We start from the raw sequence: 24,792 nt of genomic DNA on the forward strand, positions 1-24,792 counted from the left end.
GGGCCGGGCCAACGGAGGTCTCGGCCACGCGTCCTTCGCCTGAGCGCGCGGCCTCCCAGCCGCCCGATCCTCAATCGCCGCCATCTGCGTCGATCACCGCCATGGCTGCTACGACCGCTCTGCCGATGTCGGCGGGACGGCCGAGAGCGGCGAGGGCGCCACCCAGCGCCGCCAGCACGGCCGCCGCATGGAGCGGCTGCGCGGCCGGTCCCATATGGCCAATGCGAAACACCTTGCCGGCGAGCGGTCCGCGCCCGGTGGAGAGCACCACACCGTAGCGGTCGCGCAGTTCGGCGAGCAGCCGGGTTTCCTCGATGCCCTCCGGCACGCGGATCGTCGTCGCCGTCGGCGCGGCGAAGCGCTCGTCCGCCGGCCAGAGCTCCAGCCCCAAAGCCACGATGCCGGCCCGGCATGCCCTGGCCGTCAGCGCGTGGCGATGCCAGACCTGCTCTGGCCCCTCGGCAAGATAGAGGTCGATCGCCGCCTCCAGTCCGTTGATCTCGGCGATCGACGGGCTGAACGGAAACGGTTCGCCGGCCCGCCAGGCGTGTTCCCAGTCGAGCAGGCTGAGGATGGAGGCGCGCGGCGCCGCCGGATTCGCCTTCATCTTCTCCCAGGCGCGGCGGCTGAGGCCGAGGATGGTCAGGCCGGGCGGACAGCCGAGGCATTTGTTTGGCCCGGTCACGAAGACATCGGCCTGCGCCGTCCGCGCGTCGATCGGCATGCCCGCGAAGGACGACACCGCATCGATCAAAAACAGCGCGCCATGCGCTGCCACCACGTCCCCGATCGCTTCGATGGGATTGATCGTGCCGGACGGCGTGTCGTGATGGCAGGCCGAAACGATCGTGACGTCCGGCCGAGCGTCCAGCGCCGCCTTTACCGCCGTAGGGTCGAGCACCCGATCGTAGGCCACGGCCAGCTCGACCACCTCGGCGCCCGAGCGCGCCGCCCATGCCTCGAACCCCTTGCCATAGACGCCGGAAACGAGGTTGAGGACGACGTCGTCGGGGCCGATCAGCGAGGCCGCCGCTGCCTCGAGGCCGATCACCGGCTCGCCCTGCAGGATGACCGGCACGGTTTCGCTGGCCACGATGCCGTGCAGCTTTTCCGAAATGCGCTGATAGGTCTCCTGGAACGCAGGGTCGTAGTCGTAAAGCACCGGCGACGACAGCGCCTGGAGCACGGCCGGATAGGCATCCACCGGCCCGGTGGTCAGCGTCAGCACCGGCGACGCGCCTGTCCTGTAACGCATGGGGCTCTCCTTTGGCGGCCGCGATCCTCTATCGATCGTGTTATCCTAAGCCGACCGTGCAAAAGCAATTGCGGCGGCCAATCCTGTTGCCGTAAGTTTCCCTGTCGCGCGACGCCCCGCGCTCGTCTGGGGCCATCCGGAGCACGCCATGTCCCGTTTTCTGATCAGCCGACGCTCTGTTCTGGCCGGCGCCTCCGGCCTCCTGGCATCGACGGCCCTGCCGCGCATCTTGAAAGCGCAGGAGGTGCCGACCGGCGGCCGCCTGATCGTGGCCGCCGATTCCGAGCCGAAGAACCTCAATCCGGCCATCGTCGCCTCCAACGGCGTGTTCTTCATCGCCAGCAAGGTGGTCGAGCCGCTGGCGGAGGCCTCCTTCTCCGGCGAGAACGGACTCGAGCCGCGTCTCGCCCTGAGCTGGGAGGGCTCTGCGGACGGCAGGTCGGTCACCTTCAAGCTGCGCGACGGCGTCACCTGGCACGACGGCGAACCCTTCACCTCGGCCGACGTCGCCTTTTCCGCAATGGAGGTTTGGAAGCCGCTGCAGAATCTCGGGCGCCTGGTGTTCGCGAACCTGGAAGCCGTCGACACGCCCGACGACCTCACCGCCATCTTCCGCTTCTCCGAGCCGACGCCGCTGCAGCTCGTGCGCAACGCGCTGCCGGTCGTCACCAGCGTGCTGCCCAGGCATCTCTATGAAGGGACCGACATCGAGGCCAACCCGACCAACACCGAGCTGGTCGGCACCGGCCCCTTCAAGTTCGCCGAGTACAAGCCCGGCGAATATTATCGGCTGGAGCGCAACCCGGACTATTGGGGCGAGGGGCAGCCGAAGCTCGACGAGATCGTCTATCGCGTGCTGCCCGACCGTGCCGCGGCCGCCAACGCGCTGGAAGCCGAGGAGATCCAACTCGCCGCCTTCTCCGCCGTGCCGCTGGCCGATCTCGCCCGCATCTCTCAGGTCGACGGAATCGAGGTGATCTCCAAGGGCTACGAGGCGCTGACCTATCAGCTGATCGTCGAGATCAACCATCGCCGCCAGGAACTCGCCGACGTGAAGGTGCGCCGGGCGATCGCGCACGCCATCGACAAGGATTTCGTGGTGAAGACGGTCTTCCTCGGCTACGCCGAGACCGCGACCGGACCGGTGCCGAAGAACGCGCCGGAATTCTACGATCCCGACGTTCCGACCTATGACTTTGATCCGGACAAGGCCAATGCGCTGCTCGACGAAGCCGGCTATCCGCGCGGCGACGGCGGGGTTCGCTTCAATCTCAAGTTGCGCCCGGCTCCCTATTTCAACGAGACGCGCCAGTTCGGCGACTATCTGCGCCAAGCGCTGGCCGAGGTCGGCATCGACGCTGAAATCGTCAATGCCGATGCGCCGGCTCACATTCAGGCCGTCTACACCGACCACGATTTCGATCTGGCGGTGGCGCCGACCGTCTTCCGTGGCGATCCGGCGATCTCGACCACCATCCTGGTGCAGAGCGGCACGCCGGCCGGCGTGCCCTTCTCCAACCAGGGCGGCTACGAGAATGCCGAGCTCGATACGATTATCGAGGAGGCCAATACGACCATCGATACCGAGAAGCGGACGAAACTGTTCAACCGGTTCCAGACCCTCGTGGCCGAGGATTTGCCGCTGATCAATGTCGCCGATTGGGGCTTTATCACGGTCGCCCGCTCCGAGGTCCTGAACGTTGCCGACAATCCGCGCTGGGCGGTGTCGAACTGGGCGGATACGGGGCTGGCGCAGTAAGCCGGCTTCAGGGATGACCTCCGAGGTGACACGAGTCCTGCGCCTCGTACGAAAACGGCTGATCGGCAGCATTCCGGTGCTGCTGATTGTCATCGTCGGCACCTTCTTTCTGATGGAACTGGCGCCGGGCGACGCGGTGGATGCCTATCTGGTCACGCTCGGCAGCGGCGATCCGCAGATGGCCGAGGCGCTGCGCCAGAGCTACGGGCTGGATCAGTCGGCCCTGGCTCGGCTCTGGCTCTATCTGACTTCTCTCTCGCGCCTCGATCTCGGCTGGTCGGTCGCTTTCAGCCGCCCGGTCGGCAGCATTATTCTGGAGCGGCTGCCGAACACGCTCTGGCTGATGGGCAGCGCCATCGCGCTCTCCTTCAGCCTCGGCTCGCTGCTCGGGCTCGTTGCCGGCGCTCGCCCCGGCAGCATGCGGGATCGCACCTTGTCGATCGGTTCGCTGGCGCTCTACGCCGTCCCTAATTTCTGGCTGGGACTGGTGCTTTCCGTCGTCTTTTCCGTGCAGCTCCGTTGGCTGCCGGTGAGCGGTATCGAGACGATCGCCTCCGGCAAGCACGGCCTTGACCGGGCGCTCGATGTCGCCCGCCATCTCGTGCTGCCGGTCAGCGCGCTGGGGCTGATCTATCTGGCGCTCTACCTGCGCATGATGCGGGCCGGCATGGCCGAGGTCTGGCGCCAGGATTTCGTGCTCTCCGCCCGCGCCAAGGGCTTGTCGCGGCGCCGCATCGTCGTGCGTCACGTGGCGCGCAACGCGCTCCTGCCGCTGATCACCATGCTCGGCCTTCAGGCCGCGACCATGCTGGGCGGCAGCGTCGTCATCGAGAGCGTCTTCGCCATCCCCGGGCTCGGCCGTCTGGCGCAGGAGGCGGTAGCGGGGCGCGACGCGCCGCTCCTGATGGGCATTGTCGTCGTCAGCGCCCTAGTGGTGATCCTGGTCAACCTGGCAGTCGATATCGCCTATGCGGTGCTCGATCCGCGCGTCGGTTCGACGGAGGCAGCATGACAGCGGCGCGCCGGTTTTTCGCATCGCCGGAAGGGGCGGCGGGCTTCACGCTGCTGGTGCTGCTCGCGGCCTGTGCACTGCTTGCGCCTGTGATCTTTCCGCGCGATCCCTTGGCTATCGTCGGTTTGCCTCTGACGCCGCCCTTTGCCGATCCGGGCCTGCCGTTCGGAACGGACCGGCTGGGCCGCGACGTCCTGGCCGAGCTGATGCATGGGGCGCGAGCTTCGCTGATCGTGGGATTGGCGGCGGCCATCGTCGCCGTCGCGCTGGGCGCTCTCGTCGGCACCCTGGCGGGGTTTGCCGGAGGCCTTCTCGACGAGGCGTTGATGCGCATCGTCGACGCCTTCCAGATCGTACCGGCCTTTCTGCTGGCACTCGCCTTCGTCAGCGTCTTCGGCCCGTCGCTGACAGTGATCGTCATGGCCATCGCGCTGGGTGCCTGGACCGGCCCCGCGCGGCTCGCCCGCGCCGAAGTCCTGTCGATCCGCGAGCGCGACTATGTCGCGGCGGCGCGCGTCATCGGCATGCATCCCGCCGAGATCGCCTTTCGAGAAGTGCTGCCCAACGCGCTGCCGCCGGTGCTGGCGCTTGCCTCGGTGATCGTGGCGCAAGCCGTCCTGGTGGAGGCCGCGCTCTCGTTTCTCGGTTTCGGCGATCCCAATGTGGTCACCTGGGGTTCGATGATCGCGGAAGGACGCAATCTCCTGCGCTCGGCGCCGTCCCTTTCCATCGTGCCGGGCCTGGCTTTGGTGGCCGCGGTGCTGGGCGCCTACCTGTTCGGCGAAGGCGTCGTCGAGGCGTTGGCGCGGCGGCGCTCGCGCGCATGAACGGGATTCTGGTTCAGGCGCTCGATTTCGGCGTTCGCTACCGCTCCCGCGAGGGCGAAACCCGTGCGCTCGACGGTCTCACTCTCGACATCCGGCGGGGCGAGCGGCTGGCGATCATCGGCGAAAGCGGCTCCGGCAAGAGCACCTTCGCGCTGGCGCTGGCCGGGTTGCTGCCGACAACGGCCGAGTGCACGGGGCGGATCGACTGGCCGGGTCTGACGGTGAAGTCGCCTCGTCCCGGTCGCGACATCGGCTTCGTATTCCAGGATCCCGGATCGGTGTTGAACCCGGTTCTGACCATCGGCGAGCAGATCGCCGAGGTGCCGCGCCGCCATCTGGGCCTGTCATGGCGCGATGCCTACGCGCGTGCCAAAGAGCTGTTGGATCGGGTCCGCCTGCCGCACCCGGCGGCCCTGCTTCGGGCCCATCCGCATCAACTCTCCGGCGGCCAGCGCCAGCGCGTCGCCATCGCCACCGCGATCGCCGCCCGTCCGACACTGCTGATCGCCGACGAGGCGACCAGCGCGCTCGACGTCGTCGTTCAGGCCGAGATCGTAACCCTTCTCGACGATCTCGTGCGCGAAACGGGCATGACGCTGCTCTTCGTCACCCACGACATCGCGCTCGCCTCGGGATTGGCCGATCGCATCGCCGTGTTCCGCAACGCCGCCCTGGTCGAGGTGGGACCGGCGGCAGAGCTCGTCACGCATCCGCGGCAAGCCTATACGGCGGAGCTTCTGGCGAGCCATCTGACGCTCGACAGCCCACCCTTGCTGAAGGCACCGGCATGAGCGAGCCGCTGCTCGTCGCCACCGATCTGACGAAGACTTTCACGGGCCGCGGCCGGCGCGTGGCGGCGCTCGACGGTGTCAGCCTGTCGGTCGCGCCCGGCGAGACCCTCGGCCTCGTCGGCGCCTCGGGTAGCGGCAAGTCGACCCTGTCGCGCGTGATCATGCGGCTGGTCGAGCCGGAGGCGGGCACGCTGCGGCTGCGTGGCGCCGATCTGCTGGCGCTGAAGGGCGGTGCGCTGCGGGCGGTGCGCAAGGACATCCAGATGGTGTTTCAGGATCCTTCGGCCGCCTTCAATCCCCGGGCGACCGTGGCCGGCGTGCTGGACGACCCACTGCGCATTCACAAGCTTGCCGGACGGCGCGATCGGCCGGCCGCGATCGCGCGTCTTCTCGACCGCGTCGGCCTGCCGTCCTCCTTGGCGTCGCGTGGGATCCACGAGATCTCCGGCGGTCAGCGCCAGCGGGTGGCGATCGCCCGTGCCATTGCCACCGATCCCTCGATGATCGTGCTCGACGAGGCCGTTTCCGCGCTCGACGTCTCGGTGCGCGAGCAGATCCTGCGTCTGTTGGTCGATCTTCAGGCCGAGCGGGGGCTGAGCTACCTCTTCGTGTCGCACGATCTGGCGGTGGTGCGCGCCGTCTCCCATCGCATCGCCGTCATGCATGCCGGTAGGATCGTCGAAAGCGGTCCTGCGGCGGAGATCGTCGCCGCGCCGCGCTCGGAGGCGGGACGGGCGCTGGTGGCGGCCGTACCGCGACTGCGCACGGCCGGGCCGCTTCCAAAAGGCGTGTAGCCGTCCCGACTATGTTTGGTCACCGACCCGGATCGTCACCGTGTCAGGATAAAAGGCGAGATGCCCGGCGATCTGCCCGACCCCAGCCAGAGGAGTCTCGTAGGACCAGGCCGCGTTTTCGGCGACATGGCCTCCCGCGCCGACGGACCAATAGCGCGCCTCGCCTTTCCAGGGACAGGTGGTGCGTCGATCGGTTGGCGTGAACAGCTCCATCCGCACATCGCCGCGCGGGATATAGAGCACGGGATCATGTCCCCGCTCCTCGAGGATCAACGCCGCTGTCGTCGCCGCAATCATCGTGCCGTGGAAGTCGACTTCCACGCGTTGCGGTTGGGGATGGATGGTGATGCGGTCGCTTTCGCCGTGAAGTGAGCTCATTCTGGCTCTCCTATCCGGTCCGGTTGAACAGAACACTGGATGTGGTGACGAGCGACCACGGAGGGAATGGCTAAACCCCGCTTGCTTCGTTAAGAGGGCTGCCCATGACCAAGGTCTTCTCCGTTCTGCTCATCCTGTTGATGGCCGTCCAGCTGATCCGCCCTCTCGGCTTGCCGGGGCTTCGCAAACGGGGCGACTTCTGGAAGCTCGCGCTCCTGGCGCTGGTTCTGTTCGGCATCGTCGCACTGATCCGTCCGGAATAGGATACCCCGGCCCATCCCGCCCGACGCCTTTGAAAAGCCGCATGGTTGCGTGACAAACCGCCCACAAGACCATAAGTGGCTCGGCGGCTGCCGTGTTTGGCGCGCGGCCCGGAAGACGGCTGGAAGAGATAGATGGATCGGATCAGGATACGGGGCGGGGGTGCGTTGCGAGGTGTGCTGCCGATATCGGGAGCGAAGAACGCGGCGTTGCCTTTGATGATCGCATCGCTTCTGACGGACGACACGCTGACGCTGGAGAACGTGCCGCATCTGGCGGACGTGGAGCAGCTGATCCGCATCCTGGGCAATCACGGCGTCGACTATTCGGTGAGCGGCAAGCGCGCCGGGCAGGAGCCGAACGCCGGGCGCACCATCCATTTCTGCGCGCGCACCATCGTGGATACGACGGCGCCCTATGAGCTCGTGTCGAAGATGCGCGCCTCGTTCTGGGTGATCGGGCCGCTCTTGGCGCGCATGGGCCGGGCCAAGGTGTCGCTGCCGGGCGGCTGCGCCATCGGCACGCGGCCGGTGGACCTGTTCATCGAGGGGCTGAAGGCGCTGGGCGCGGCGATCGAGATCGAGGGCGGCTACGTGCTGGCCGAGGCCAAGGGCGGGCTCGTCGGCACCCGCTACGTGTTCCCGAAGGTGTCGGTGGGCGCCACCCACGTGCTGATGATGGCGGCGACGCTGGCCAAGGGCGAGACGGTTCTGGAGAACGCCGCGCGCGAGCCCGAAGTGGTGGACCTGGCGAACTGCCTGATCGCCATGGGGGCGAAGATCTCGGGCGCGGGCACGTCGACGATCGTGATCGAGGGCGTGGCGGGCCTGTCGGGGGCGCGCCATCCGGTTCTGCCGGACCGCATCGAGACGGGCACCTACGCGATGGCGGTGGCGATGGCGGGCGGCGACGTGGAGCTTCTGGGCACGCGGGCCGAGCTTTTGACCTCGGCGCTGACGGCGCTGGGCGAGGCGGGCGCCGAGGTGTCGGAGACGCCGAACGGGCTGCGGGTGGTCAGGAACGGCGGCGGCATCCATGCGGTGGACGTGGAGACGCGGCCGTTTCCGGGGTTTCCGACGGACCTGCAGGCGCAGTTCATGGCGCTGATGACGCGCTCGGGCGGGGTGTCGGAGATCACCGAGACGATCTTCGAGAACCGCTTCATGCACGTGCAGGAGCTGGCGCGGCTGGGCGCGCGCATTTCGCTGTCGGGGCAGACGGCGCGGGTGGAGGGCGTCGATCGGCTGAAGGGGGCGGAGGTGATGGCGACCGACCTGCGCGCCTCGGTGTCGCTGGTGATCGCCGGTCTGGTGGCCGACGGCGAGACCACGGTGCACCGGGTCTACCACCTCGACCGCGGCTTCGAGCGCCTGGAGGAAAAACTCTCCGCCTGCGGTGCCGACATCCAGCGCATCTCGGGATGAAATGGATGGAACGGGGGCGATGGCGCTCTGCGGCAACCATACGGTGCCGCAGCGTCTTGCTTTTTGCGTCGAGAAGGCCGATTTAAGGCTGACTTCCAGTTCAACGGACCGCGCTGTCACGCGGCCAGAAATTCTATGAGCTGGCGGACCGGATGTCCGTCGCCCCCAAGTGTTTGAGGTTTAAAGAGCGCATGCCGAAAGAAGAAGTTCTCGAATTTCCCGGAACGGTCACCGAGCTTCTGCCCAATGCAACGTTCCGCATCAAGCTCGAGAACGACCACGAGATCATCGCCCACACCGCCGGGCGGATGCGCAAGAACCGCATTCGTGTGCTGACCGGCGACAAGGTGCTGGTCGAGATGACCCCCTATGACCTGACCAAGGGTCGTATCACCTACCGCTTCAAGTAACGACCGGATCGTAAGGACATGGCCGCACAGCGCTCCCTTGTCCTGGCGTCGGGCTCGCCGCGACGCCTTGCCCTGCTGCAGCAGGCCGGGATCGAGCCCGAGCGCCTGTTGCCGGTGGATCTGGACGAGGCGCCCGAGCGGAGCGAGCATCCCCGCTCGCTCGCCAAGCGCCTTTCCAAGGAAAAGGCCGAGACGGCCTTTCAAACGTTACGCGAGCGCGACGAGGCCGAGGACCGCATCGTCCTGGCCGCAGACACGGTGGTTTCCGTGGGACGGCGGATCCTGCCCAAGGCCGAGATCGAGGAGGACGCGGTCGCCAATCTGCGCATCCTCTCCGGGCGCACCCACCACGTCTACACCGGCCTGTGCGTCATCGGGCCGTCCGGCCGCCAGCGTCAGCGTCTGGTCGAGACGCGGGTTCGCTTCAAGCGCCTGTCTCGCGAGGACATTCAGCACTATGTCGCGTCCGGCGAGTGGGAGGGCAAGGCCGGTGGCTACGCCATCCAGGGCCTGGCCGGCCGGTTCGTCGTGCGTCTCGTCGGCTCCTACACCAGTGTCGTCGGCCTGCCGCTCTACGAGACGATCTCGCTGATCGCCGGCGAGGGCTACGATGTGCACAATGCCCGAATTGCAGCGGAGACCGCTGGGGAGGCGGCATGACGGCAAGCAGCGCCAAGGTGGCGCCGCTGCGTCCCAAGCGGAAGTGCCCGGAATGCGGTCGTCCGTCCGCGCGCGCCACCTATCCGTTCTGTTCGCCGCGCTGCAAGGCCGTCGACCTCAATCGCTGGCTGTCCGGTCAGTACGTCATTCCCGGCGCGGAAGAGGACGGCTCAGAGGACGATCAGGATTCGCCCGCGTCCTAGTCGGCCGGATTTGGTCTGGAAATGCGAAGCCGGGTCGAAAGATCGGCGGTCCGGCGAAGCGCTACTCCCTCGGTCTGATCCCGTTGAGCACGATCGTTAGCACCGCCTGCGCCGTCTGCTCGTAGAAGCCCGGCTTGCCCACCTGGTCGCCCAGGATGGCGCGCACCTGTACGTCGAAATCGGCGTAGTGCTGGGTCACCGCCCAGATGGTGAAGATCAGGTGGAACGGGTCCACCGGGGCGAGCCGCCCCTGCGAGACCCAGCCGCGGATGACGCCGGCCTTCTCGTGTACCAGCCGTTTCAACGTCGTGTGCAGAAAACCCCTGATGGCGGGTGCGCCGTTGAGAATCTCGTTGGCGAAGAGCCGTGAGGCCTCCGGCCGCTTCGCCGAAAGCTCCAGCTTCAGCGTGATATAACGTCGCAGTTCCTGGATTGGATCGCCGTTCCTGTCGATCGCCTCCAGGGGGGCTAGCCACTCGTCGAGCGTCCGTTCCAGAACCGCGGCGTAGATCTCCTGCTTGCGGCGGAAATAGTAGAGCAGATTGGGCTTCGACATGCCCGCCTTGGCCGCGATCTGGTCCAAAGTGGAGCCCCGAAAGCCATAGGCCGAAAAGACCGCCAGCGCCGCCTCGAGAATGATCTCGCGGTTGATCGTCTGGATGCGGGTCGGCGTCCTGTCTTCGAGGGTGGCCGAGGGGGCTCGCGCGTCCATCATCTTGCCGTCCTTTCGAAGGCGCCGGATTGCCCGTTGCCCGAAATTTTTGCGGTCCAGCATGCTGCACAGAATGCAAGCGAATCCGCTTGACCGGCTTAGGATCTGCTTTTAGCGTCCGATTTGACCATTTAGTCAAGAAACGAGGTCACGGCTAGCCGGTTCGGCTCCCGTGTGGAGGACATCATGAACGAAACGCGGCCGATCGTTCCCAATAATCTCGAAGCCCACTGGATGCCGTTCACCGCCAACCGCCAGTTCAAGAAGGCTCCACGCCTTCTCGTCGGCGCCAAGGATATGCATTACCTGACGGCCGACGGCCGCCAGGTGCTGGACGGAACGGCCGGGCTCTGGTGCGTCAATGCCGGCCACTGCCGGCCGAAGATCGTGGAGGCGATCCAGCGTCAGGCGGCCGAGCTCGACTATGCGCCGGGCTTCCAGATGGGCCACCCGAAGTCGTTCGAGCTGGCTTCGCGGCTGACGACCATCAGTCCGACCGGGCTGGACCATGTGTTCTTCACCAATTCCGGCTCGGAGTCGGGCGACACGGCCCTGAAGATCGCGCTCGGCTATCACCGGATGCGGGGCGAGGCCTCCCGCACCCGGCTGATCGGCCGGGAACGGGGCTACCACGGCGTCAATTTCGGCGGCATGTCGGTCGGCGGCATCTCCGGCAATCGCAAGATGTTCGGCACGATGCTGCCCGCCGTCGACCACATCCGGCACACCCACGATCTGTCCCGCAACAGCTATACGCGTGGGCCCATGGAGAACGGCGTCGAATTCGCCGACGACCTCGCGCGTCTCGTCGCGCTGCACGATGCCTCCACCATCGCCGCCGTGATCGTCGAGCCGGTGGCCTGCTCCGGCGGCGTCCTGCCGCCGCCCAAGGGCTATCTGAAGCGGCTGCGCGAGATCTGCGACCAGCACGGCATCCTCCTGATCTTCGACGAGGTGATCACCGGCTTCGGGCGCATGGGTGCGGCCTTTGCGGCCGACTATTTCGACGTGGTGCCGGACATCATGACGACGGCCAAGGGACTGACCAACGGCGTCATCCCGATGGGGGCGGTGTTCGTCAAGAACGAGATCTACGACGCCTTCATGACCGGAGGCGAGGCGGCCATCGAGTTCGCGCACGGCTACACCTATTCCGGCAATCCCATGGCCTCGGCCGCCGGCTTGGCGACGCTCGAGACCTATCAGGAGGAAGGGCTGTTCGAGCGGGCCCATGCGCTGGAGCCGGTCTTTGCCGACGCCATTCATGCGCTCAAGGGCGAGCCGCATGTGATCGACATCCGCACCATCGGCATGATCGCGGCGATCGAGCTGGAGCCCATTGCGGGCGAGCCGACGAAGCGCGCTTTCTCCGCCTTCCTCAAGGCGCTGGAGGCGGGCGTGCTGATCCGCACCACCGGCGACATCATCGCGCTGTCGCCACCGCTGATCATCTCGGAAGATCAGATCGGCCAGATCGCCGACACGCTGCGTCAGGTCCTGAAGAGCACCGACTGACCGCGCGTCTACCGCGCTGTCCAAAATACCGAGGGGAGAAGTTTTGATGAGCCTTGCCTCCAATCTCCAGATCAACGGCGACCGGCTGTGGGATTCGATCATGGAGATGGCCAAGATCGGCCCCGGCATTGCCGGCGGCAACAATCGCCAGACGCTGACGGACGTCGACGCCGAAGGGCGTGCGCTGTTCAAGCGATGGGGCGAGGAGGCCGGCATGACCCTCGGCATCGACGAGATGGGGACGATGTTCTTCACCCGCCCCGGCACCGATCCAGACGCGCTGCCGGTCACTATGGGCAGCCATCTCGATACCCAGCCGACCGGTGGTAAATACGACGGCGTGCTCGGCGTGCTCGGCGCGCTGGAGGCGGTGCGCAGCCTCAACGACCTTGGCATCAAGACCAGGCATCCGATCGTCATCGTCAACTGGACCAACGAGGAGGGCGCCCGTTTTGCGCCTGCCATGCTTGCCTCCGGCGTATTCGCCGGTGTCCATACTCTCGATTACGCCTATGGCCGCAAGGATCTGGAGGGCAAGACCTTCGGCGAGGAGCTGCAGCGCATCGGCTGGAAGGGCGACGAGACGGTCGGCGCGCGCAAGATGCACGCTTATTACGAGCTCCACATCGAGCAGGGGCCGATCCTTGAGGCCGAGGCCAAGGAGATCGGCGTCGTCACCCACTGCCAGGGCCTCTGGTGGCTGGAGTTCACGCTGACCGGCAAGGAGGCGCACACCGGCTCGACGCCGATGGCGATGCGCGTCAATGCCGGGCTCGCCATGGCGCGCATCTTCGAGATGGTCCAGGCGGTGGCCATGGACGCCCAGCCCAACGCCGTGGGCGGCGTCGGCCAGGTGACCTTTTCGCCCAATTCGCGCAACGTGCTGCCGGGCACGGTTGTCTTCACCGTCGACATCCGCACCGTCGACCAGGCCAAGCTCGACGGCATGCGCGCCCGCATCGAGAAGGAGGCGCCGGCGATCTGCGAAGAACTCGGCGTCGGCTGCTCGATCGAGGCCGTCGGTCACTTCGACCCCGTCACCTTCACGCCGGAGCTCGTTTCGACCGTGCGCGGTGCGGCCAAGAAGCTTGGCTATTCGCACATGGACATCGTCTCGGGCGCCGGCCATGACGCCTGCTGGGCCGCCAAGGTCGCCCCGACGACCATGATCATGTGTCCCTGCGTCGACGGCCTGTCGCATAACGAGGCGGAGGACATCTCCAAGGAATGGGCGACGGCCGGGGCCAACGTTCTGTTCCACGCTGCGGTCGAGACGGCCGAAGTGGTCGAATAGGGTCGCCTATGGGACACGCTCTGCCGGAAACATCCTCTCGATGACCGAGCATCTCGGCCGCCTCGTCGATCACATCCACATTCGCGTGGCGGATGTGGATGTGAGCCGCTGCTTTTACGAGGCGGCCCTGGCGGCGCTGGGGCACGGCATCGAGAGCGACGGCACCGACTTCTGGTGCGACGAATTCTACGTCTCGAAGGCCGACGACGCGGTCTCGCGTATCCATCTCGCCTGTCAGGCCGAGAGCCCGCAGGCGGTGGAGGCCTTTCACGCCGCCGGGTTGGCGGCCGGCGGACGCGACAACGGCGCGCCGGGACCTCGGTCCTATCACCCGAACTATTTCGGAGCGTTTCTGCTCGATCCCGACGGCAACAACATCGAGGCCGTCTCCCACGGTCCGACCCGGCGCTCGGCGCCCTCGGTCACCGTCGAACGCATGTGAAGAAGGAGGATGATGCATGACCATCGTCATCAAGGGCGGCACGATCGTGACCGCCGACCTCACCTACAAGGCCGACGTCCTGATCGACGGGGAAAAGATCGCCGCCATCGGACCTGATCTTTCGGGCGACGAGATCGTCGACGCGTCGGGCGCCTATGTCATGCCGGGCGGCATCGATCCTCACACGCACCTGGAAATGCCCTTCATGGGCACGTTTTCCTCCGACGATTTCGACAGCGGCACGGCGGCCGCCTTGTCCGGCGGCACGACGATGGTGGTCGACCACTGCACGCCGGCGCCCAACCAGAGCCTGGTGGAGGCTTTGCAGCAATGGTTCCAGCGGGCCGGCAAGGCGCGCGGCGACTATTCCTTCCACATGGCGATCACCTGGTGGGACAAACAGGTGTTCGACGAGATGCCGAAGGTCGCCGAGCGCGGTATCAACACCTTCAAGCACTTCATGGCCTACAAGGGCTCGCTGATGGTGAACGACGACGAGATGTCGGCGTCCTTCAGCCGTTGTGCCGAAATCGGCGCGATGCCCTTCGTTCACGCCGAGAACGGCGACGTGGTCGCGTTCATGCAGCAGAGGCTGCTCGCCGAGGGCAATACCGGGCCGGAAGCGCATTCCTATTCGCGCCCGGCCGAAGTCGAGGGCGAGGCGACCAACCGCGCCATCATGATCGCCGACCAGATGGGCGTGCCGCTCTACGTCGTCCACGTCTCGTCCGAGCAGGCGCACGAGGCGATCCGCCGGGCGCGGCAGAAGGGCATTCGGGTCTTCGGCGAGCCGCTGATCCAGCATTTGGTTCTGGACGAAAGCGAATATCAGAATCCCGATTGGGACTATTCCGCCCGCCGCGTGATGAGCCCGCCCTTCCGCAACAAGCTGCACCAGGATTCGCTCTGGGCCGGCCTCGCGGCGGGCTCGCTGCAGGTGGTGGCGACCGACCACTGCGCCTTCACCACCGACCAGAAGCGGATGGGAATGGGCGACTTCACCAAGATCCCGAACGGCACCGGCGGCCTGGAAGACCGGATGCCGATCTTGTGGACGCGGGGCGTCGGAACCGGGCGGCTCACCATGAACGAGTTCGTGGCGGTGACCTCCACCAACATCGCCAAGATTCTCAACATCTATCCCCGCAAGGGCGCGATCCTGGTCGGGGCCGATGCCGACCTCGTCGTCTGGGATCCGGCGGCGACCAAGACCATCTCCGCCAAGACCCAGAAGTCGGCGATCGACTACAACGTCTTCGAGGGGATCGAGGTGACAGGATTGCCCGTGGTGACGTTGTCGCGCGGCAAGGTCGCCTACAGGGAAGGCGACGTGCGGGCCGAATGCGGCGATGGCCGCTTCGTCGAGCGTCCGCCGCACGGCCCGGTCAACAAGGCGCTGTCCACTTGGAAGGAGCTGACCGCGCCGCGCAAGGTCGAGCGCTCCGGCATCCCGATGAGCGGCGTCTGAGGCCGGTGAAGCCAGGAGCGGCGCGATGCTGATGTCCGATGCCACGCGCGAGCGGCGAAGCCAGGCCCGGTCGGGGATACCGGTCATCGCCGCTGGCGGCCTGTCGTTGGTGTTCCAGACCGCCGATGGCCCGGTGCACGCCCTGCAGGACATCGACCTCACCGTCGAGCGCGGCGAATTCGTCTCCTTCATCGGTCCATCGGGTTGTGGAAAGACGACACTTTTGAGGGTCATCGCCGACCTGGAGCGCCCGACATCGGGTACGATCCGGGTCAACGACATGAGTCCGCAGGCGGCGCGCGAGGCACGCTCCTACGGCTATGTCTTTCAGGCGGCAGCCCTTTATCCCTGGCGGACCATTGAGGGCAATGTAGGGCTGCCGCTTGAGATCATGGACTACGCCAGGCCCGAGCGGACGAAGCGGATCGAGGCCAATCTCGATCTGGTCGGCCTGTCGGGCTTCGGCAAGAAGTTTCCCTGGCAGCTGTCCGGTGGCATGCAGCAGCGCGCCTCGATCGCCCGGGCGCTGTCCTTCGATCCCGATCTCCTGCTGATGGACGAGCCGTTCGGCGCACTCGACGAGATCGTCCGCGATCATTTGAACGAAGAGCTGCTCAAGCTCTGGGCGAAGACCAAGAAAACCGTGATCTTCGTCACCCACTCGATTCCCGAAGCGGTCTTCCTGTCGACCAAGATCGTGGTGATGAGCCCGCGTCCCGGCCGCATCCAGGAGATCATCGACTGCGACCTCGGCACCGAGCGGCCGCTTGAGATCCGCGAAACCCCGGAATTTCTCGCCATCGCCCACCGCGTCCGCGAGGGACTTCGGGCCGGACACAGCTATGAGTGAGGCGGGCTCCACCCTCGATAGGAGCCGTTCCGCTGCGCCCTCCCTCTGGGCTGCCGGGCATCCCCCTCACCGGGAGAGAGATCCCCGGTTTCATCCGCGCGGCTATCCGGTTCCGGTCGTACCGACGGCTCCGATTGAGGCGATATCTGTCGAACAAAGTTCGATCTCCCCCCGTTGCGGGGGAGATGGGCGGCAGCCCAGAGGGGGGGCGGCGGGCTCAGCCTTCGGCGATCATCGTCAGGATGTGCGAGCAAACCCCGTCGATGTCGCGCAGCACGTCGTCGTTCCAGAAGCGGACGACACGCCAGCCGTGGGCTGCCAAACGTTCGGTGCGCCGACGATCGCGGTCCATTTCCGCCTCCCGTCCGTGCTGCGAGCCGTCGATCTCGATGATCAGCCGGTGCTCCGGGCACGTAAAGTCGACGATGAATCGGGCGATGGGCATCTGACGGCGAAAGCCGAGACCCATCAGGCGATGAGCACGAAGCGCGTTCCAGAGTTGCAACTCGGCGTCCGTCATCTTGCGCCGCATCGCGCGGGCGTTTGCGCGCAACCGCTTTGGGACAGATCGGCTCATACGGCCCCCCCTCTGCCCTGCCGGGTATCTCCCCCACGAGGGGGGAGATTGGCAGCTGCGTCGAATGGTGGATCATTGTCCACTGGGGCGCAAGCAGGGTCCGTTGTCGAACAAAGTTCGATCTCCCCTCTCGATAGGGGAGATTGGCAGCCCAGGGGAGGGGCTGACCCGGCGGTCGCAAATGGAGGCGCCAGATGACCGCCACCCCCATCGCCGAGCCCGGCGGGGCGATCGGCTATTCGCCGCTGCGTCGTGTCGCCGCCAAGCTGGTCGAAGGCCGCACGGTGCCGATCCTGGCCGTCGTCGCCGTTATCATCGTCGTCTGGTATCTCGGCGCGATCGGGATGAACTGGCAGACCGAGACCGACAAGCTGGCGCGCGCCGGCGACTACACCACGGGGCAGGCGATCGCCGCTACGTGGAGTTCCAGCCGGCCTGTGCTCCCGGTCCCGCACCAGATCGTCGCGGAACTGTGGAGATCGATCGCGCTGGTGCGCCCCACCTCGCCGCGCTCGCTGCTGTTCCACGCCTGGGTGACGCTGTCCTCGACGCTGACCGGCTTCGTCATTGGAACCGCGCTCGGCGTGCTCATCGCCATCGGCATCATCCATTCGAGGACGCTCGACAAGAGCCTGATGCCCTGGATCATCACCTCGCAGACGATCCCCATCCTGGCGATCGCGCCGATGATCATCGTCGTGCTGAACGCCGTCGGCATCACCGGTCTCCTGCCCAAGGCGATCATCTCCACCTACCTGTCGTTCTTTCCGGTGACCGTCGGCATGGTGAAGGGGCTGCGCTCGCCCGACCGCATGCATCTCGACCTGATGCGGACCTACAGCGCCAGCCGCGGCCAGATCCTCGCCAAGCTTCGGGCTCCGGCCTCGCTGCCCTTTCTCTTCACCTCGATGAAGGTGGCGGTGGCCGCCGCGCTCGTCGGCGCCATCGTTGGCGAACTTCCGACCGGCGCGGTCGCCGGCCTCGGCGCGCGCCTGCTGGCCGGCTCCTATTACGGACAGACGGTCCAGATCTGGTCGGCGCTGGTCATGGCAGCCTTCGCCGCCGCCGTGCTCGTCGGTTTGATCGCGCTCGCCGAACGGTTCGTCCTCAAGCGGCAGGGTTTGGCATGATGGCCGCGTTCGACGCCCGTTCGCCGTCCGTCGTGGCCGGTGCCGCCCTGGTGGCCTTCATTTGCGCGATCGCGGCTCTCTCCCTCCTCGCCGCGCCGCCGTCCGGCCCCGTCTTCTGGATTCTCGTTCTGGTCGTCCTGATCGGGGTCGCATGGACGACCATGGGGCTCGCGTCCTTCGAGCCGGCGAATCCTTTGCTGTGCCGCGCCCTTCAGCTTCTCGTGCCGCTCGTGTTCGGGGTCGCGCTGGTGCTCGCCTGGGAGTTCGTCGTTCGCGGCCTCCAGGTCCCCCAGGTTTTGTTGCCGGCCCCTTCGGCCATCGCCGCCGATATCGGCCGGTCCATCCCAATGCTCTGGGCCGACTTCGTACAGACCTTCGTCAAGGCGGTCGTCACCGGCTACGTCATCGGCTGCGGTCTCGGCTTCCTCGTCGCGGTGCTGATCGACCGCTCGCCCTTCCTGCAGCGCGGCCTTCTGCCGATCGGCAATCTGGTCTCGGCTCTGCCGATCGTCGCCGTCGCGCCGATCATGGTGATGTGGTTCGGCTTCGACTGGCAGTCCAAGGCCGCCGTCGTGGTGATCGTCACCTTCTTCCCGATGCTGGTGAACACGGTGGCAGGCCTCGCCGCGGCCGGCCGGATGGAGCGCGACCTGATGCACACCTACGCCGCCTCCTATGGCCAGGCGCTGGTCAAGCTGCGCCTGCCAGCGGCGCTGCCGTTCATCTTCAACGCGTTGAAGATCAATTCCACGCTGGCGCTGATCTCGGCGATCGTTGCCGAGTTCTTCGGCACGCCCATCGTCGGTATGGGTTTTCGCATCTCCGCCGAGATCGGCCGGCTGAACACGTCCATGGTGTGGGCCGAAATCACCGTGGCGGCGCTCGCCGGTTCTCTCACCTACGGCCTGCTGTCGATCGCCGAGCGGCTCTCGACGTTCTGGCACCCGTCCTACCGAGACAACTGAAGATATCCCTTCACCCCCAAAGGAGAGTACAAGGCATGAAGATTCTCGCCGCCGCCGCATTGGCCTTGGCCGCCACCACCGCATCGGCGTCTGCCGCCGATTCCGTGACCCTCCAGCTCAAATGGGTCACCGACGCCCAGTTCGCGGGCTACTATGTCGCCCTCGACAAGGGGTTCTACGAAGAGGAGGGACTCGACGTCGAAATCAAGCCCGGCGGCCCGGACACCGCGCCGGAACAGGTGATCGCCGGCGGCGGCGCCGACGTCATCGTCGACTGGATGCCGGCCGCGCTTGCTGCGCGTGAGAGGGGGTTGCCATTGGTCAATATCGCCCAACCCTTCAAGAAGTCGGGTCTGCAACTTACCTGCCGTAAGGACACCGGCATCGAGACGCCCGAGGACCTAAAGGGCAAGACCCTCGGCGTTTGGTTTTCAGGCAACGAGTATCCGTTCTACGCCTATATGGCGAAGCTTGGCCTCAACGCCCAAGAAGGCGGCGACGTCACCGTTCTGAAGCAGGCCTTCAACGTCGATCCGCTCTTGCAGAAGCAGGCCGATTGCATCTCCACCATGAGCTACAACGAGTATTGGCAGCTCATAGAGGCAGGCATGTCGCCGGACGATCTGGTCGTCTTCAACTATACCGATCAGAATGCGGCGATGCTCGAGGACGGTCTCTATGTGCTTCAGGACGACCTCAAGGATCTGGCCTTCGTTGATAAGATGGCGCGCTTCGTCAAGGCCTCGATGAAGGGTTGGGACTACGCCCAGGAGAATCCGGACGAGGCGGTTTCGATCGTCACGGATCACGATATGACCGGCGCCATCACCGAGGAGCACAATGTGCACATGATGGAGGGAGTTAACAAGCTAACGGAAGGCTCTGATGGGACGCTCGACGTTGCGGCGGCAGAGAACACTGTTGATGTTCTCTTGTCGGGCGATTCTGATCCGGTGATCACGAAGAAACCGGTGGGAGCCTGGACGGACGCCGTTACCAACAAGATGAAAGATCTCAACTGAAGATGAGATGTCGGGGAATTTGACCCCCGTTGGCCGGCGGAGCGCTCCGCCGGCCTCTTTTTCGCCGCTTCAATAGCCCCAGACGGAATGGGCGATCTCCACGCAGCGGTCGAGCTTTCGCCACTGGTCGTCCTCGGTCAGGTCGTTGGCATGAGCGGTGGAGGAGAAGCCGCATTGGTGCGACAGCGCGCACTGCTCCAGATCGACAAAACGGCCCGCCTCGTCAATGCGCTTCTTGACCTCGTCGGTCGGTTCGACCGTCGCCGTCTTCGACGACATCAGGCCGAGCACCACGGTCTTGGTCTTCGGCATGTGGCGGAGCGGCGCGAAATCGCCCGAGCGCTCGTCGTCATATTCCAGGAAGAAGCCGTCGACGCCCATCTCATTGAACAGGATCGCCGCCACGGGTTCGTATCCGCCATCGGCCACCCAGGCGCTCTTGAAGTTGCCCCGGCACAGATGCACCGACACCACCATGTCCTGCGGCCGGTCTCGGATCGTCTCGTTGACGAGCCGGCAATAGAGCTCGGTCAGCGCGTCCGGATCGTCGCCCCGTTTTGCGGTCTCGGCGCGGATGGTCGGATCGCAGAGATAGGCGAGGTTGGTGTCGTCGAACTGCAGATAGCGGCAGCCGCGATCCGCCAGATCCTGGACCTCGGCCCGATAGGCGGCGGTGAGGTCGTCATAAAACTCTTCGAGGTCGGGATAGGCCGTCTCGGAGATGACCTCGCGCCCGCCGCGAAAGTGCAGCATCGAGGGAGCGGGAATGCAGACCTTCGGCGTTTCCGATACGACCGATTTGAGGAAATCGAAGTCGTCGCCCTGGATCGAATGGTCGCGCCCGATCCTGTCTCGGACATGCATGGTCGGCGGCGCGAAGCCGACCTCCTCGCCGGACGCCTTGCGGAAGTGCGATTTGAACTCGCCAAAGGTCACCTCGACACCGTCGAACTGCTCCAGAAAATCCACGTGGAAATAGGTGCGGCGGAACTCGCCGTCCGTGATGCCTTTGAGCCCGACGGATTCCTGCCGCTTGACGAGGGCGCGGATGCATTCGTCCTCGAGTGCGCGCAGCTCCTCCTTGTCGACCTCGCCGCTCGCGAAGCGGCTCCTCAGGTCGGCGAGGCGTTGGGGCCGCAGGAAGCTGCCGACATGATCGGCTTTGAAAGGGGGCTTGGTCATCGGATTCTCCCGAGCGGAATTCGGGTCTCGCTGTAGCATAAGTTTTCAGGCCTGCATGAGTTCTCGCCACAGGCCAGTCGGCTTTCACTTCGAGATCATGGAGCGCTTGGCTATTGGCAGGCCCGCCATCGCGGCCTAGACGGATCGCCATGTCATCCATCTCGCTCAATCCCGTTCGCCGTGCCGATGCCGAGGCCTTGATCGCGGCCAACATCGCCAGTCGATCGTGTCATCATCCCTGGGTCGAACCCTTCTGCGATCAGGTCGGGTTCGAGGCGTGGTTCGACGAGATCGCCACCGGTGCGAAGGTCGGCCTGGTAGCTCGCGAACAGAACAGCGGCGCCATCGTCGGCGTGACGAACCTCAGCCAGATCTTTCGAAAGGCCTTCCAGAACGCCTATCTGAGCTATTACGGCATGGCGGGCTTCACCGGGCGAGGCCTGATGACGGAAGCGGTTCGGCTGACGGTGCGCTATGCCTTCGACGAGATCGGACTGCATCGGCTCGAAGCGAACATCCAGCCGGACAATGCGGCCTCGATTGCCCTCGTGCGACGCCTCGGCTTCCGCAAGGAAGGCTTCTCTCCCCGCTATCTGAAGATCGCCGGCGAATGGCGCGACCACGAACGCTGGGCAGTGCTGGCGGACGAATGGCCGGGCTGAACGATCGCCCGGCCCATGCGATCACTCGGCCGGCCGGGGTGAAGCCAGCGGATCGTCGAGAAGCGGGCTCGGCGCATCCTGGCCGCGCCGCCGCTTCCACCAGGCCGCGAGGCTCTCGCCCAGCATCAGCATTGCCGGCGTGAGGATCAGCGTCAGCGTCGTGGCAAAGGTCAGGCCGCCGGCAATCGCCGCCGAGAGCTCCGTCCACCACTGGGTCGAGGGCGCGCCGAACTCGATCTTACGCGCGATGAAGTCGACATTGGCGCCCATCACCATCGGAACGAGGCCGAGCACGGTCGTCACGGAGGTGAGAAACACCGGCCTGAGCCGCTGGGCCCCCGTCCGCAGCACCGCTTCCATCGGCGATTGGCCGCGCTTGCGCAGGTCGTTGTAGGTGTCGATCAGGACGATGTTGTTGTTCACGACGATGCCGGCAAGCGCGATCAGGCCGATGCCGCCCATCACCACGCCGAACGGCCGCCCGGTAATCAGCAGGCCGTAGAACACGCCGGCGCTCGAGAAGATGATCGCCGTCATCACCAGGACGGACTGGTAGATCGAGTTGAACTGCGTCACCAGGATGATGAACATCAGGAAGATGGCCGTGAGGAAGGCACCAATGAGGAAGCTGGCGGCCTCCGCCTGATCCTCGGCTTCGCCGCCGAACTCGTAGTCGACTCCCGTCGGCAACCCGGCCGCCTCGATCCGGCTGCGCAGCTTGACCACCTCGTCGTTGGCGAGCAGCCCCGGCGCGACGTCGGATTCGATGCTCATCACCCGTCGCTGGTCGATGCGGATGATCGAATCCACTTTCGGCGAGGGCGCGAAGGTGACGAAGTTGCGGATCGGCATCAGACCGTCGTTGGTCGGAATCCGCAGTTGCTCCAGCCGCTCCAGCGTCCGGTCGTCGGCCGGAAAGCGGACACGGATCGCCACCTCGTCCTCGGCGTCTTCCGGGCGGTAATCGGAAACCTCGATGCCGTTGGTGAGCAGACGCACTGCCTGGCCGAGCAGGGTGACGTCGGCACCGAAGCGCGCTGCCTCCTTGCGGTCGACCTTCACCTGCCATTCGACGCCGGGCAGCGGACGGGAGTCGGTGATGTCCTCGAAGCCGCCGATGTCGTCCATCATGGCGCGGACCTGTGCGACGGCGTCGGCCAAGGTGTCGAGATCGGGCCCCTTGAGCTTCAGGTCGATCGGCTTGCCGCTGCCCGGGCCCTGTTCCTGTGCCTGGACCTGAACCTCGATCCCCGGAATATCGGCGACGCGCTGGCGGATGTCGTCGAAGATGACGTCGGCGCGACGTCTCTGGTCCCATTCGTTGAGTTCCAGCTGGATGACGCCGATGACGTCGTCGCCGAACTGGCGCGCCTGTCCTGGCCCCAGTGTGCGCGCATAGACGCTCTGGACCTCGTCGAGGTCGAGAAGGCGGTTCTCGACACGGCGGACGAGCCCGTCCTTTTCGTAGATCGACAAATTGTCCCGCGCCCGGATTTGAACCTGGGCAAAGTCCGGTTCGATATCGGGGAAGAACTCGACGCCGCGGCCGTATTGGGCGTAGCCGTAGAAGGCCCCGACCAGCAGGCAGCAGGCGATGACGAGTGTCGCCAGCGGGGCGGCGGCCGCCGTGTGCAACACCTTCAGATAGAGGCCCGTCCAGCCGTGGATCCGCGAGAGATCGCCGTCTTCGGCCGCTTCCATCTGCTGGAATTGGTCCTCGGTCAGGGGCTGGGCCTTGCCGATCCGGCCGCCGAGCACCGGCACGAAGATCAGCGCCATGAACAGGGATGCGGTGAGCGTGATCAGGACGGTGATCGGCAGGTATTTCATGAATTCGCCGACGATGCCCTGCCAGAACAGCAGCGGCAGGAACACGGCGAGCGTGGTGGCCGTGGACGAAATGATCGGCCAGGCCATGCGCTGCGCGGCGTAGGCGTAGGCGTCCTTCGGCTTGTGGCCTTCGAGCAGCCGGCGATCGGCCAGCTCGGTCGTCACTATGGCGCCGTCGACCAGCATGCCCGCCACCAGGATCAACGAAAACAGGACGATGATGTTCATCGTGTAGCCGGACAGCCAGAGGATCGCGATGCCGGCGAGGAAGGAGCCGGGGATCGACAGTCCGACCAGGATGGATGAGCGCAGGCCCAATGCGGCCACGATGACGATCATCACCAGCACGATCGCCGAGATCACGTTGTTCTGGAGGTCGCCCAGCAGCGTTACCACCTGCTCCGATTCGTCCTGCGTGTACTGGACGTGCACCGCTTCGGGCCAGTCGGAGCGCCTCTCCGCCACCACGCGGCGCACGTCGTCGACGGTCTCGATGATGTTGGCGCCGGTGCGCTTCTTGATCTCCAGCGCCAGCGCCGGCTGACCGTCGATCCGCGCGAAACCTTCGGGGTCCTCGAAGGTGCGGCGGGCGATCGCCACGTCTCTGAAGGTGAGCACGGTCTGGCCGCTGACCTTGACCGGCAGGTTGAGCACGTCGTTGACGTCCTCGATCAGGCCCGGCACCTTGAGCACGATGCGCCCGGCCCCCGTGTCCAGGGCGCCGGCGGCGATCAGCTGGTTGTTGCGGCTGATCTGGCTCACCAGCGTGTCGAACGAGATGTTGTAGGTCTCCAGCACCGTCGGGTTGATGAGGACTTCCATCAATTCGTCGCGGTCGCCGCCGATATCGACCTCCAGCACGCCCGGCAGCGCCTCGATGTCGTCGCGCAGGTTCTTGGCGAGCGACACCAGGGTGCGTTCGGGGATCGGGCCGCTGAGCACCACGGTGAGGATCGGAAACAGCGAGATGTTGATCTCGGTCACCACCGGATCGTCGGCTTCCGCGGGAAGGTCGGTCTTGGCGCGATCGACGGCGTCCTTGACGTCGGTCAGCGCATCGTCGGAATCGAAGCCGGCGTCGAAGGTCAGCTGGACGGAGGCGAAGCCCTCGGCGGCATGCGCCTCCATCTCGTCGAGGCCGGACAGCGACGAAAGCTCGGTTTCCAGCGGCCGGATCAGGAGTCGCTCGGCATCTTCCGGCGAAATCCCCTCCAACGCCACGGAGACATACATGATGGGGATCGGGATATCGGGCGACGACTCCTTCGGAATCGCGCGATAGGCCACGGTTCCCGCCACCAGGATGAGAGCCAGGATCAAGAGGACGGTTCGTGAGCGGCTGAACGCGGCCTCGATCAGGGTGTGCATG

25 protein-coding genes are annotated in these 24,792 nt (G+C 65.8%); 19 read left to right on the forward strand and 6 right to left on the reverse strand.

Annotated elements, in window-relative coordinates:
- Nucleotides 1-70: 70 nt before the first annotated feature.
- Nucleotides 71-1,255, reverse strand: coding sequence for a pyridoxamine--pyruvate transaminase (ppaT, locus tag SMD10_RS08420; protein WP_331685233.1), 1,185 nt, complete (start codon nucleotides 1,253-1,255; stop codon nucleotides 71-73).
- A 148-nt stretch (nucleotides 1,256-1,403) separates the two neighbouring features.
- Between ppaT and SMD10_RS08425 the strand changes: the two genes are divergently transcribed.
- Genes SMD10_RS08425 through SMD10_RS08445 form a run of 5 tightly spaced genes read left to right on the forward strand, consistent with a single transcriptional unit; the run spans nucleotide 1,404 to nucleotide 6,438 of the window.
- A complete protein-coding gene (locus tag SMD10_RS08425) occupies nucleotides 1,404-3,014 on the forward strand; it encodes an ABC transporter substrate-binding protein (RefSeq protein WP_331685234.1) in 1,611 nt (536 codons plus the stop codon).
- 25 nt (nucleotides 3,015-3,039) lie between these two features.
- Nucleotides 3,040-4,026 carry an ABC transporter permease gene (locus tag SMD10_RS08430; RefSeq protein WP_331685235.1) on the forward strand — a complete coding sequence of 329 codons (987 nt, stop codon included), beginning with the start codon at nucleotides 3,040-3,042 and terminating at the stop codon, nucleotides 4,024-4,026.
- Nucleotides 4,023-4,853, forward strand: a complete 831-nt coding sequence (locus SMD10_RS08435; RefSeq protein ID WP_331685236.1) for an ABC transporter permease — start codon at nucleotides 4,023-4,025, stop codon at nucleotides 4,851-4,853. Before SMD10_RS08430 ends, SMD10_RS08435 begins: the two co-directional genes overlap by 4 nt.
- Entirely contained in the window at nucleotides 4,850-5,644 is a 795-nt protein-coding gene (locus tag SMD10_RS08440; RefSeq protein WP_331685237.1) for an ABC transporter ATP-binding protein, read from the forward strand. Before SMD10_RS08435 ends, SMD10_RS08440 begins: the two co-directional genes overlap by 4 nt.
- Nucleotides 5,641-6,438, forward strand: a complete 798-nt coding sequence (locus tag SMD10_RS08445) for an ATP-binding cassette domain-containing protein (RefSeq protein WP_331685238.1) — start codon at nucleotides 5,641-5,643, stop codon at nucleotides 6,436-6,438. The genes SMD10_RS08440 and SMD10_RS08445 overlap by 4 nt, the downstream gene beginning before the upstream one ends.
- 9 nt (nucleotides 6,439-6,447) lie before the next feature.
- Here SMD10_RS08445 and SMD10_RS08450 read toward each other — a convergent pair whose 3' ends face one another.
- Complete coding sequence (locus SMD10_RS08450; RefSeq protein WP_331685239.1) at nucleotides 6,448-6,816, reverse strand: DUF427 domain-containing protein; 369 nt, start codon at nucleotides 6,814-6,816, stop codon at nucleotides 6,448-6,450.
- A gap of 104 nt (nucleotides 6,817-6,920) precedes the next feature.
- Here SMD10_RS08450 and SMD10_RS08455 point away from each other — a divergent pair, with 104 nt between their 5' ends.
- The 5 genes from SMD10_RS08455 (at nucleotide 6,921) to yacG (ending at nucleotide 9,774) form a co-directional block, all read left to right on the forward strand.
- Nucleotides 6,921-7,079, forward strand: a complete 159-nt coding sequence (locus SMD10_RS08455; protein ID WP_331685240.1) for a hypothetical protein — start codon at nucleotides 6,921-6,923, stop codon at nucleotides 7,077-7,079.
- A 132-nt stretch (nucleotides 7,080-7,211) separates the two neighbouring features.
- A complete protein-coding gene (murA, locus tag SMD10_RS08460; protein ID WP_331685241.1) occupies nucleotides 7,212-8,501 on the forward strand; it encodes a UDP-N-acetylglucosamine 1-carboxyvinyltransferase in 1,290 nt (429 codons plus the stop codon).
- 191 nt (nucleotides 8,502-8,692) lie between these two features.
- Nucleotides 8,693-8,911: a translation initiation factor IF-1 gene (infA, locus tag SMD10_RS08465; protein ID WP_150971899.1), complete on the forward strand. Its 219-nt coding sequence runs from the start codon at nucleotides 8,693-8,695 to the stop codon at nucleotides 8,909-8,911.
- Between the two features lie 18 nt (nucleotides 8,912-8,929).
- Nucleotides 8,930-9,571, forward strand: a complete 642-nt coding sequence (locus SMD10_RS08470; protein WP_331685242.1) for a Maf-like protein — start codon at nucleotides 8,930-8,932, stop codon at nucleotides 9,569-9,571.
- Nucleotides 9,568-9,774 (forward strand): DNA gyrase inhibitor YacG, encoded by a 207-nt coding sequence (yacG, locus tag SMD10_RS08475; RefSeq protein ID WP_331685243.1) that lies wholly within the window; start codon nucleotides 9,568-9,570, stop codon nucleotides 9,772-9,774. Before SMD10_RS08470 ends, yacG begins: the two co-directional genes overlap by 4 nt.
- A gap of 61 nt (nucleotides 9,775-9,835) precedes the next feature.
- Here the strand turns inward: yacG and SMD10_RS08480 are convergent, their stop codons facing one another.
- Nucleotides 9,836-10,489, reverse strand: coding sequence for a TetR family transcriptional regulator C-terminal domain-containing protein (locus tag SMD10_RS08480; protein ID WP_331685244.1), 654 nt, complete (start codon nucleotides 10,487-10,489; stop codon nucleotides 9,836-9,838).
- Between the two features lie 183 nt (nucleotides 10,490-10,672).
- Between SMD10_RS08480 and aptA the strand changes: the two genes are divergently transcribed.
- From aptA to SMD10_RS08505, 5 genes are read left to right on the forward strand one after another with little or no spacing between them, the layout of a single operon-like run.
- Nucleotides 10,673-12,001, forward strand: coding sequence for an omega-aminotransferase AptA (aptA, locus tag SMD10_RS08485; RefSeq protein WP_331685245.1), 1,329 nt, complete (start codon nucleotides 10,673-10,675; stop codon nucleotides 11,999-12,001).
- Between the two features lie 46 nt (nucleotides 12,002-12,047).
- Nucleotides 12,048-13,295: a Zn-dependent hydrolase gene (locus SMD10_RS08490; RefSeq protein WP_331685246.1), complete on the forward strand. Its 1,248-nt coding sequence runs from the start codon at nucleotides 12,048-12,050 to the stop codon at nucleotides 13,293-13,295.
- 40 nt (nucleotides 13,296-13,335) lie between these two features.
- On the forward strand, nucleotides 13,336-13,737 hold the full coding sequence (locus SMD10_RS08495; protein ID WP_331685247.1) for a VOC family protein: 402 nt from the start codon (nucleotides 13,336-13,338) through the stop codon (nucleotides 13,735-13,737).
- A 16-nt stretch (nucleotides 13,738-13,753) separates the two neighbouring features.
- Nucleotides 13,754-15,205, forward strand: coding sequence for a dihydropyrimidinase (gene hydA / locus SMD10_RS08500; RefSeq protein WP_331685248.1), 1,452 nt, complete (start codon nucleotides 13,754-13,756; stop codon nucleotides 15,203-15,205).
- A gap of 31 nt (nucleotides 15,206-15,236) precedes the next feature.
- Nucleotides 15,237-16,055 (forward strand): ABC transporter ATP-binding protein, encoded by an 819-nt coding sequence (locus SMD10_RS08505; protein WP_432757212.1) that lies wholly within the window; start codon nucleotides 15,237-15,239, stop codon nucleotides 16,053-16,055.
- A 217-nt stretch (nucleotides 16,056-16,272) separates the two neighbouring features.
- Here SMD10_RS08505 and SMD10_RS08510 read toward each other — a convergent pair whose 3' ends face one another.
- Entirely contained in the window at nucleotides 16,273-16,632 is a 360-nt protein-coding gene (locus SMD10_RS08510; protein ID WP_331685250.1) for an endonuclease domain-containing protein, read from the reverse strand.
- Nucleotides 16,633-16,826: 194 nt separating this feature from the next.
- Here SMD10_RS08510 and SMD10_RS08515 point away from each other — a divergent pair, with 194 nt between their 5' ends.
- From SMD10_RS08515 to SMD10_RS08525, 3 genes are read left to right on the forward strand one after another with little or no spacing between them, the layout of a single operon-like run.
- The gene (locus tag SMD10_RS08515) at nucleotides 16,827-17,762 is read left to right on the forward strand and encodes an ABC transporter permease (protein WP_331685251.1); all 936 of its coding nucleotides are present in this window, start codon (nucleotides 16,827-16,829) and stop codon (nucleotides 17,760-17,762) included.
- Complete coding sequence (locus SMD10_RS08520) at nucleotides 17,759-18,727, forward strand: ABC transporter permease (protein ID WP_331685252.1); 969 nt, start codon at nucleotides 17,759-17,761, stop codon at nucleotides 18,725-18,727. Before SMD10_RS08515 ends, SMD10_RS08520 begins: the two co-directional genes overlap by 4 nt.
- Before the next feature lie 35 nt (nucleotides 18,728-18,762).
- Nucleotides 18,763-19,749, forward strand: a complete 987-nt coding sequence (locus tag SMD10_RS08525; RefSeq protein WP_331685253.1) for an ABC transporter substrate-binding protein — start codon at nucleotides 18,763-18,765, stop codon at nucleotides 19,747-19,749.
- Between the two features lie 69 nt (nucleotides 19,750-19,818).
- Here SMD10_RS08525 and SMD10_RS08530 read toward each other — a convergent pair whose 3' ends face one another.
- Entirely contained in the window at nucleotides 19,819-20,931 is a 1,113-nt protein-coding gene (locus tag SMD10_RS08530) for a 5-methyltetrahydropteroyltriglutamate--homocysteine S-methyltransferase (protein ID WP_331685254.1), read from the reverse strand.
- Nucleotides 20,932-21,080: 149 nt separating this feature from the next.
- Here SMD10_RS08530 and SMD10_RS08535 point away from each other — a divergent pair, with 149 nt between their 5' ends.
- Entirely contained in the window at nucleotides 21,081-21,593 is a 513-nt protein-coding gene (locus SMD10_RS08535) for a GNAT family N-acetyltransferase (protein ID WP_331685255.1), read from the forward strand.
- A gap of 21 nt (nucleotides 21,594-21,614) precedes the next feature.
- Here SMD10_RS08535 and SMD10_RS08540 read toward each other — a convergent pair whose 3' ends face one another.
- Nucleotides 21,615-24,791, reverse strand: coding sequence for an efflux RND transporter permease subunit (locus SMD10_RS08540; protein WP_331685256.1), 3,177 nt, complete (start codon nucleotides 24,789-24,791; stop codon nucleotides 21,615-21,617).
- Nucleotide 24,792 lies beyond the last annotated feature (1 nt).

This window comes from Consotaella aegiceratis, assembly GCF_036541425.1.
Lineage (GTDB): Bacteria > Pseudomonadota > Alphaproteobacteria > Rhizobiales > Rhizobiaceae > Consotaella > Consotaella aegiceratis.